Annotated in this window: 8 protein-coding genes and 1 tRNA gene; 4 read left to right on the forward strand and 5 right to left on the reverse strand. The window is 43.3% G+C overall.

All coding sequences use genetic code 11. From position 1 onward, the window contains the following. Nucleotides 1-6: 6 nt before the first annotated feature. The 4 genes from EDC17_RS03125 to EDC17_RS03140 all read right to left on the reverse strand — a co-directional run bounded on the left by EDC17_RS03125 (nucleotide 7) and on the right by EDC17_RS03140 (nucleotide 3,431). The gene (locus EDC17_RS03125; protein WP_132776707.1) at nucleotides 7-1,314 is read right to left on the reverse strand and encodes a M56 family metallopeptidase; all 1,308 of its coding nucleotides are present in this window, start codon (nucleotides 1,312-1,314) and stop codon (nucleotides 7-9) included. Between the two features lie 12 nt (nucleotides 1,315-1,326). After that, on the reverse strand, nucleotides 1,327-1,698 hold the full coding sequence (locus EDC17_RS03130) for a BlaI/MecI/CopY family transcriptional regulator (protein ID WP_132776708.1): 372 nt from the start codon (nucleotides 1,696-1,698) through the stop codon (nucleotides 1,327-1,329). A 134-nt stretch (nucleotides 1,699-1,832) separates the two neighbouring features. Beyond that, nucleotides 1,833-3,059, reverse strand: a complete 1,227-nt coding sequence (locus tag EDC17_RS03135; protein WP_132776709.1) for a site-specific integrase — start codon at nucleotides 3,057-3,059, stop codon at nucleotides 1,833-1,835. 298 nt (nucleotides 3,060-3,357) lie between these two features. Continuing rightward, nucleotides 3,358-3,431, reverse strand: a tRNA-Pro gene (locus EDC17_RS03140). Nucleotides 3,432-3,638: 207 nt separating this feature from the next. On the opposite strand from EDC17_RS03140, the gene EDC17_RS03145 reads away from it, so the two are divergent. The 3 genes from EDC17_RS03145 to EDC17_RS03155 all read left to right on the forward strand — a co-directional run bounded on the left by EDC17_RS03145 (nucleotide 3,639) and on the right by EDC17_RS03155 (nucleotide 4,982). Next, nucleotides 3,639-4,223 carry an ankyrin repeat domain-containing protein gene (locus tag EDC17_RS03145; protein ID WP_243645987.1) on the forward strand — a complete coding sequence of 195 codons (585 nt, stop codon included), beginning with the start codon at nucleotides 3,639-3,641 and terminating at the stop codon, nucleotides 4,221-4,223. A gap of 61 nt (nucleotides 4,224-4,284) precedes the next feature. Beyond that, nucleotides 4,285-4,674, forward strand: coding sequence for a group III truncated hemoglobin (locus EDC17_RS03150; RefSeq protein WP_132776710.1), 390 nt, complete (start codon nucleotides 4,285-4,287; stop codon nucleotides 4,672-4,674). Between the two features lie 5 nt (nucleotides 4,675-4,679). Continuing rightward, nucleotides 4,680-4,982: a Smr/MutS family protein gene (locus EDC17_RS03155; RefSeq protein WP_132776711.1), complete on the forward strand. Its 303-nt coding sequence runs from the start codon at nucleotides 4,680-4,682 to the stop codon at nucleotides 4,980-4,982. A 35-nt stretch (nucleotides 4,983-5,017) separates the two neighbouring features. On the opposite strand, the gene EDC17_RS03160 is transcribed toward EDC17_RS03155, so the two are convergent. Next, a complete protein-coding gene (locus tag EDC17_RS03160; protein WP_132776712.1) occupies nucleotides 5,018-6,427 on the reverse strand; it encodes a Gfo/Idh/MocA family oxidoreductase in 1,410 nt (469 codons plus the stop codon). A 92-nt stretch (nucleotides 6,428-6,519) separates the two neighbouring features. Between EDC17_RS03160 and EDC17_RS03165 the strand changes: the two genes are divergently transcribed. Continuing rightward, nucleotides 6,520-7,911 carry a 3-keto-disaccharide hydrolase gene (locus tag EDC17_RS03165; RefSeq protein ID WP_132776713.1) on the forward strand — a complete coding sequence of 464 codons (1,392 nt, stop codon included), beginning with the start codon at nucleotides 6,520-6,522 and terminating at the stop codon, nucleotides 7,909-7,911. The last annotated feature ends 116 nt before the right edge of the window (nucleotides 7,912-8,027 follow it).

The raw sequence follows: 8,027 nt of genomic DNA on the forward strand, positions 1-8,027 counted from the left end.
AAATGATTAGTCTGTTTTTACTGTTTGTGTGAAGTCAAGTCGATGATCAGGGTTTTTCACGTATCGTTGCATGATATGACGGTGGATTTTTTCCGGCTGTCGCTTCCCATTAATATAAAGAGCCTCATTAGTGATACGGAGTCGGAAATTTTTTCTGTCATGAATCAATTCCATTTTTATGAGTTCTTCTACGATTTTTTCACCCTGCACACGAGGTTCATCCTGTGTCCATTCAATATCCTGATATTTGGATTTAGCATAGGTGCTTATGGGATTGACGGCTATAGCAATTCCCACAACCATCGTGCAGCTCAAACAGATTGCTAAAATCAATCGCTCAACTAAGTTTAATGTGGGTCTTTCTTTTTTTAACAACCTTTTAACCCTATTGATCAAAGTTCCTCTATCTCCTTTTAGACCAACAGCTAAATGAGGAGTGGACATGCTATATTCCTCACATTGTACAAGTGCGTTTACGTACAATGATTTGCTTCCGGTATACGCAACAGCAATATCATCACAACAATTCTCACGCTCGGCTCTGATAAGTGACGATAGCCAAAGTACGGCCGGATTGAAAAAGAATAAGATCTCAATCGCATTTTGCACTAAATTTACGATAAAATCATTTCTCCGCACATGAGCCAATTCGTGCGCGAGAACCGCTTCCACTTGCTCCACGCTTAATGAAGTAACAAGACCTATTGGAAATAGAACCAACGGCTTAAAATGTCCGATAATGAGCGGAGTCTTGGCCAATATAGATTCATGGAATGCTACCCTCTGTGTTACGCCTATTCCTTTACAAATGTGATCTACAAGACGTTGCCATCGCATATCGGTAGCAATAAGGCCTGTGTTCTTCAGACGGAAAACACCATAAAGATTCACACACATTCTGACACTCTTGATACACACAACCATAAACCATAGCAATACGATAAAACTGTAATAATCACGAAATGAGCCAAATAGATAGGACAACTGTTCATAAACGTCATCTAATGTCAACCCGTTTTTCGTGTGGGTGAGAACTTCTTCTGGTGAACGGACCGTTGTCTCCATGGACGTAAAATCGGTCCTTTGAAGGAGTATTGTGCCTGCAAAGGTTGCGATAATTGACAGGAGAAAAGCTGAAAGAATCCCCACCAATAGCATGTATCTCAACGCAGAGCTCAGGTGCTTTCCCAAAACGACGACAAGACCACCCAATACCGCCAAAATTACTCCCTGCCATAAGGAATGTAATATGGTGTTCCCCAATGCACTTATAAGTGCATCTGTAAAATCGTAATTATTCAACAAATTGTTCATGACTAAAAAATATTATTTACCATCGAGTTTCCTAAGCATTTCCCTAATGGCATCCAAATCCTCTTTTGAGTTTTTCTTACCACCCATTAATTGCATTACCAGTTTGCTTGGAGACCCATCATAAACGGTGTTCACGAAATTTTTGAGAAGATTTCCTTTGATTTTGTCCTCTGCCTCTGCTGGCGAGTAGACGTGTTTCATCTGGCTGGTATCTCGTTTCAGAATACCTTTTTCATGCATGATCTGCATCAATTTCAAGGTGGATGTATAGTTTACCTCCCGCTCGTTGTTGATTTCGTCATTGACTTGCCTAACTGTAGATGCTCCCAGTTTCCATAACGTCCGAAGAATTTCCAATTCGGCTTTTGTAAGTTCATTTTTCATATCACTCTCTATTATTACTATTACAAAATCAAAGGTAGGAAATTTTTCGTACGAAAAAATATTTATGTGTATTTTTTTTAGAATGATTACATTCTTACCCTGTCAACTTATCAATTATGCAACAGCTTTGATTTTTATTTGGCCATGCGATCGCGCAGATTCTGCATGTCCTCGCTCAACTTGTGTTCCACCACTTTGGCATAAATCTGTGTGGTTCGGATGCTCGTGTGTCCGAGCATCTTGCTCACCGATTCTATGGGTACGCCATTGCTCAATGTCACCGTAGTGGCAAACGTGTGCCGTGCGATATGGAATGTAAGCGTTTTATTGATTCCGCAGATGTCCGCTATTTCCTTTAGGTAGCTGTTCATACGCTGGTTGGAGATAACAGGGAACAGTGTGTCGCTGTTGGATGCTTTCGGATGGTCGTGGTATTTCTTTATCAGTACGGATGCCTGTGGCAATAGCGGTACTTTGACCACCGTTTCCGTTTTCTTCCTGTTGGTGACCAACCAATCCCCACCGTCTATACCTTTCACGATGTTGCCCCTTGTGAGGTTCGCCATATCTATATAGGCAAGTCCTGTAAAGCAACTGAAAAGGAACATATCAAGCACCGATTGCAGGCGTTCGATAGAAAAGGACTTATACGTAAGCACATTAAGTTCCTCCTTTGTGAGATACCCTCTTTCGGTCTTGTCAAAGTGGAGTTTGTATTTGGCAAATGGGTCTTTGTCGAGCCAGTCCATTGTGACCGCCATGTTTACCATCTTACGCAAACGCTCCATGTGCTTCATCACCCCGTTGTTGCCCAATGGCTTGTGGTGGTCTTTGGGCTGGTACTTTTGCAGATAGCTCTCAAAGTCCATGATAAACCTGTAATTGATCACCGATAATGCAATATCGTTCCTCCTGTATTTCTCCTTTAGGAATTTCTCGATGTACCGTTGCGTGGTATAGTAGTTTTTCAATGTACCATGTGCAAGTTTGTGTGCCGTTTCCCTGTTGTGGTACTCTACAAGTTTACGCAGGGTCATGGTGTCCGCTGCCGTTCCGAGAAAAAGAGATTTGACCGCATCCACGCTGACGGTCTTGCGCTGTTGTACCAATTCATGGTAGCCATCCGCAATGAGTGTCCGCACCCTTTCGATGTGGCTGTTCAGCTTTTGGATTTCTTCACGCTTGCCTTTCGCCCTGCCTTTTGCCTCATCCCAATCCTTTGGGGCTACTTTCTTTTTAAGCGAGATTTCAGACCTGCGACCGTTTACGGCAATCCTTGCATAGACCGTTGCCATGCCGTTTTTCTGTTGTTTGGGAATCCGCAATACGAAGTGGATTCCGAATGTGTTCCTGCTTTTCATACCAATATAATTTTTGTTTAACTGATACACTTTTGCACGATTCCTTACACACTGCTCACCTATGTGCATTCAAAAGGGTATCAAACAAGAGCAAATAGCATTAAAACATCGTATTCAATAAATTGATATACAGATAATTATATGCTAATAGGTGAGTAAAATTAAGGTATCAAAATCACTCACCGAATAGCTCACATTTTGATTGATATTGTATGGGGTTTCTTGGTATGAAAAAAAACAAAAAACCCGCAAATTCGTTCAATTTGCGGGTTTTTGACTTTACTTAGTGTAAGTGTTGTCGGGGTGGCAGGATTCGAACCTACGACCTCCACATCCCAAATGTGGCGCGATACCGGGCTACGCTACACCCCGAAAAGGTATCACCTTTGTTGATTGTGATGCAAATATACAGCGATTTTAATTACTTGCAAACAAATTTTTACATTTGTATATAAACATGCTGATTTATTGAAAGATAATTTTTACCAGACTATGCATTTTTTTATTATCGCTTTATCCTTCATGCTTACTTTCCAATCCTGTCATGGGCAACCTACGCAAAAACAATCGACATTTACTATGAATACCAATCAAAATCTCCTAAAAGCTGTACAAAATAACGATACTGCCACTGTAATTAAAGCATTAGAGCAAGGTGCAGACGTCAACCACACCGATGAACAGGGTCGTTCCCTACTGTTGATAGCTACTGTAAATAAACATACCGAAATGGCTACCCTGCTGGTCAAACGGGGTGCCGACGTAAATCTACAGGCGCACAACAAAGATTCTGCCTTCCTCTATGCTGGGGCATCGGGACAGACCGCTTTATTACAACTATTTATTGCGCATGGCGCCCGATTTGACTTATTCAACCGTTACAACGGCACGGCATTAATACCCGCCTGCGAGCGTGGCCATATCGAGACAGTGCGATTACTTGCCAACACCAAAGGCTTTCCCATCGATCATGTCAATCGCTTGGGCTGGACGGCACTGATGGAAGCCGTCATCCTGGGCGATGGCAACAGCAAATACCAACAGATCGTACAAATTCTCAAAGACGCAGGCGCGAATATGCATATCCCGGACCACGACGGCGTGACGCCGCTACAGCATGCCCGCAAGAGAGGGTTTACCGAAATCGTCAACATCATCCAATAAAAATCAATTGACAGCTATATGACGTGAAAAAGGTAAAAAATCAGCATTTTTGTAAGAAAGCATGAGAGATATAGAAAATATAGAAGACGTCCAACGCATGGTCAACACTTTCTACGGCAAAATTAGAGAGGATGACATGCTGGGGATTATATTCAATCAAAATATCCAAGACAGATGGCCACAACATCTCGATAAGATGTACCGTTTTTGGCAGACTATTCTCCTCGAAGAGTACACCTACGACGGAAGGCCTTTCCCTCCTCATGCACATCTGCCGATAGGTAAAGTACATTTCGATCAGTGGCTCAGCCTATTCGAAGAAACCGTTCATGCATTGTTTGAAGGTCCTAAAGCGGATGAAGCCATATGGAGAGCCAAGAAAATGGCAACCTTATTTGAAAGCAAACTGGATTACATACGTCGCAATCCCGACAAACCTTTTTTACACTAGTAGGAATGAGAACTCTTCCCAAACCACCCAAAATTGTAGATCTGCACGCCGAAGCTTTAATTGGAGATGCGGATGATTATGACCCGGACGAATTGCTCGCCGTATCACTCGACCATTTTAGAGAATACCTCGATGCCGCCATTTATTGGGAATACGCCGAAATCAAATTTATCCACGGCAAAGGTAAAGGTATACTGCGCGATAGCATTTACAATGAATTGAGGGACTATAAAGCCGCGGGCACGATATCATCCTACTACCCGGCCTACCACAATGAAGACATTGTTATCGTACACATCGGTGTATAATTCGAACTATACCATGCACACTACACTCACCGAGGCTAGACCACATAAAAATCTTCCCAGCCTTTGCGTGGTGGCGGCCCCACCAATAAGGCATTAGCGATGGCATTATTGACTACTTGCTTCTTCGTAATATCAAATTCCAAGTTGGTATTGAGACGCTGAGCGATCACTCCTAGACAGAAGACCTGCGACAAAGGTCCGGAAATCGAAAATGGTGATCTAGTTTGCTCTTCGCCCTTACAAGCTTTTAGAAAATTTGCGAAATGGTTTGAACCCGTAGGAATGGTCGGAAGCTGTTTTTCCATATCGCGCGCCTTCTCCTCAGGGATAATCTGCAAAGTACTGCCATGCGATCCGCCCTTAAAAATCGTATCTTTTGTATAAATAATTTTGCCCGGATTGAGCTTTGAAGGTTCGATTTTTCCGGTACTCGGCGGGGGAATATTGGGATCCAACCCCGACACACCATATCCTGCCGGAATAGTAGGCAGATTATCCAATCCATCGTACCAAGTTAGATCAACGGCACCTCTATTTTTGCGTTTCGGAAAATGAAAAGCTATCGTCGAAGAATAAGGAAAGAAAAATGAATTATGCTCAGCCAATTTGATGGCTTCAATCGAGTTAGGTAATCCTAATTCCAGAAATTCATGTGCCGTATCAATAATATGTGCCCCCCAATCTCCAAGTGCGCCCATACCAAAGTCATACCAGCAACGCCACTCCCCATTGACGAAACTGCGATTGTACTCATGCCCTACTGTATGCGCCTGCCACAGATCCCAGTCTAGCGTATCGGGTATCCGTTCGGGATAGGGAAAGCCCTTCATCTGCGGATCCCAACCGTGCCAGCGCCTCGGGTTGTTCATATGAGCATCGATACGTGTCACATCCTTAATGACCCCTGTACGCACCCACTCTTTGAATTGAAAATAATTGGCCTCCGAATGTCCTTGATTACCCATCTGCGTGACCACCTTCGGAAATTTAGCAGCCTTCTGCATCATCAGCTCAGACTCCCAGAAGGTGCGGCTCAATGGCTTTTCTACGTACACGTGAATCCCGTAATCGATAGCCATCATCGCAATGGGGAAATGTGAAAAATCCGGCACACCAATACTTACCGCATCGATCTGTCCGCGCATTTTATCAAATAGCTGCCGAAAGTCTGTGAAACGTGGAACGTCAGGAAACTGACGCAATACATCCAAGGTTTGCTTTCCGCCCATATCCACATCACATAGGGCAGCGATATTGCACATCCCCGTTTTGTACAGATCCCGAACGATCTCTGCACCGCGATTACCAATACCGATACAGGCTAGATTGATGCGTTCATTGGGTGAATCCAATTTCACGTTAGCAAATGCGGATGCCGATAATGCAGCACTGCCCGATAGCAATAAGGATTGTTTGAGAAAGGCTCTTCGAGAATGGGTAGTCATAAGATAAGCGGGTTGATGAATACTTAAATATAAATATTTTCATTACATTTAATGGATTAATCAATTAAATCTTTAAGCTTAAGCCTTTTCCAATGAAAGCATTATCTCCTATCCAAAAGTTAAGACAGGCTATTTTCTTCGGTTTTATGTGTATAGCGGCCACCCCGCTCGTAAGTTATTCCCAAAAATCCAATGCATCCTTATTTGACGGCAAAACATTCAAGGGATGGAAAAAAGTTGGTGGCGATGCGCCAATTACCATCCAAGACGGGATGATAGTAGGTGAAATGACCAAAGGAACACCCAACACTTTTCTGGTGACAGAAAAACTTTACGGGGATTTTATTTTAGAATTAGAAATTAAATTAGAAGGCACGGAAACTAATTCGGGTATTCAGATAAGAAGCCATATTGACTCTACATCGCATGCCAGCAGGCGCTGGATGTATGGCAAGCAGGTGGAAGTAGACCCTACTCCACGCGCATGGACGGGAGGCATTTACGACGAGGCGCGCCGCCGCTGGCTCTACCCGCTGGATCTGAATGAACAAGCGAAAAGCGCATACAAAACTAATGCCTTCAACAAAGTGCGTATCGAAGCGATAGGTTCAGTCACCAAAACTTGGATAAACGGCATTCCCGTAGCACACCTGATTGACACCATAGATCGTGAAGGACACATCGCACTGCAAGTACACAGTATCCCGGCACACCTGCACGGTGCTAAGGTATATTTCAAAAATATTCGTTTTCAGACCGAAAATCTCAAGCCGCAGGAATTTCCTAAAGCTATATACGTCGTAAATTTGACGCCCAATCAACTCAGTTCTACGGAAAAAAACCAAGGTGTAGAACTGCTTTTCAATGGTCAGGATGCACAGAGCTGGCGCAGTGCCCGATCCATGCAGTTTCCGGAGAAAGGATGGACCATTCAAGATGGACAGTTGCGCGTCGAAAAATCGGATGGCGCTGAATCCACCAATGGTGGTGATATCATCAGTAAGGCTCGATATGAGGCTTTTGACCTGAGCTTCGAATTCAAACTTACACAAGGCGCCAACAGTGGTGTGAAGTACTTTGTGACGTTAAAAGAAGAAACAGTAGGGTCCGCGATAGGTCTAGAATACCAAATATTGGACGACAAAAATCATCCCGACGCCAAAGCGGGGAGAGAAGGCAACCGAACGTTGGCTTCCCTTTACGACTTGATCAAAGCCAATAAACCGGAAAGAGCCCTCAACCCTATTGGTCAATGGAACCGCGGTCGGATTGTCGTTACTCCCGATAATAAGGTGACGCATTACCTCAACGGTGAGAAGGTATTGGAATACGTACGCGGGTCACAAGAATTTAAAGATTTGGTAGCGCTATCCAAGTATAAAGATTGGGATAACTTTGGGCTGGCCGAAAGTGGACACATCCTTCTTCAAGACCATGGTGATGAAGTAACCTTTCGCAGCATCAAAATCAAAAAGTTAAAATAAATCATTCGTTATATTCCAAAGCAAAAAGGGGCCGTATCAAAACATCAAAAGTTAGATACGGCTTTTTATTTTTTAATCGTCAGCTTCTTTCCTGAGTATTTCCTGAATTTGATATA

Origin of the sequence: Sphingobacterium alimentarium (assembly GCF_004342685.1) — a bacterium.
Lineage (GTDB): Bacteria > Bacteroidota > Bacteroidia > Sphingobacteriales > Sphingobacteriaceae > Sphingobacterium > Sphingobacterium alimentarium.

Excerpts from the sequence above, each read along its gene's own strand:
- EDC17_RS03135 (WP_132776709.1), bottom strand. The coding sequence starts at position 3,059 with ATGAAAAGCAGGAACACATTCGGAATCCACTTCGTATTGCGGATTCCC.
- EDC17_RS03130 (WP_132776708.1), bottom strand. The coding sequence starts at position 1,698 with ATGAAAAATGAACTTACAAAAGCCGAATTGGAAATTCTTCGGACGTTA.
- EDC17_RS03150 (WP_132776710.1), top strand. The coding sequence starts at position 4,285 with ATGAGAGATATAGAAAATATAGAAGACGTCCAACGCATGGTCAACACT.
- EDC17_RS03165 (WP_132776713.1), top strand. The coding sequence starts at position 6,520 with ATGAAAGCATTATCTCCTATCCAAAAGTTAAGACAGGCTATTTTCTTC.
- EDC17_RS03155 (WP_132776711.1), top strand. The coding sequence starts at position 4,680 with ATGAGAACTCTTCCCAAACCACCCAAAATTGTAGATCTGCACGCCGAA.
- EDC17_RS03145 (WP_243645987.1), top strand. The coding sequence starts at position 3,639 with ATGAATACCAATCAAAATCTCCTAAAAGCTGTACAAAATAACGATACT.
- EDC17_RS03160 (WP_132776712.1), bottom strand. The coding sequence starts at position 6,427 with ATGACTACCCATTCTCGAAGAGCCTTTCTCAAACAATCCTTATTGCTA.
- EDC17_RS03125 (WP_132776707.1), bottom strand. The coding sequence starts at position 1,314 with ATGAACAATTTGTTGAATAATTACGATTTTACAGATGCACTTATAAGT.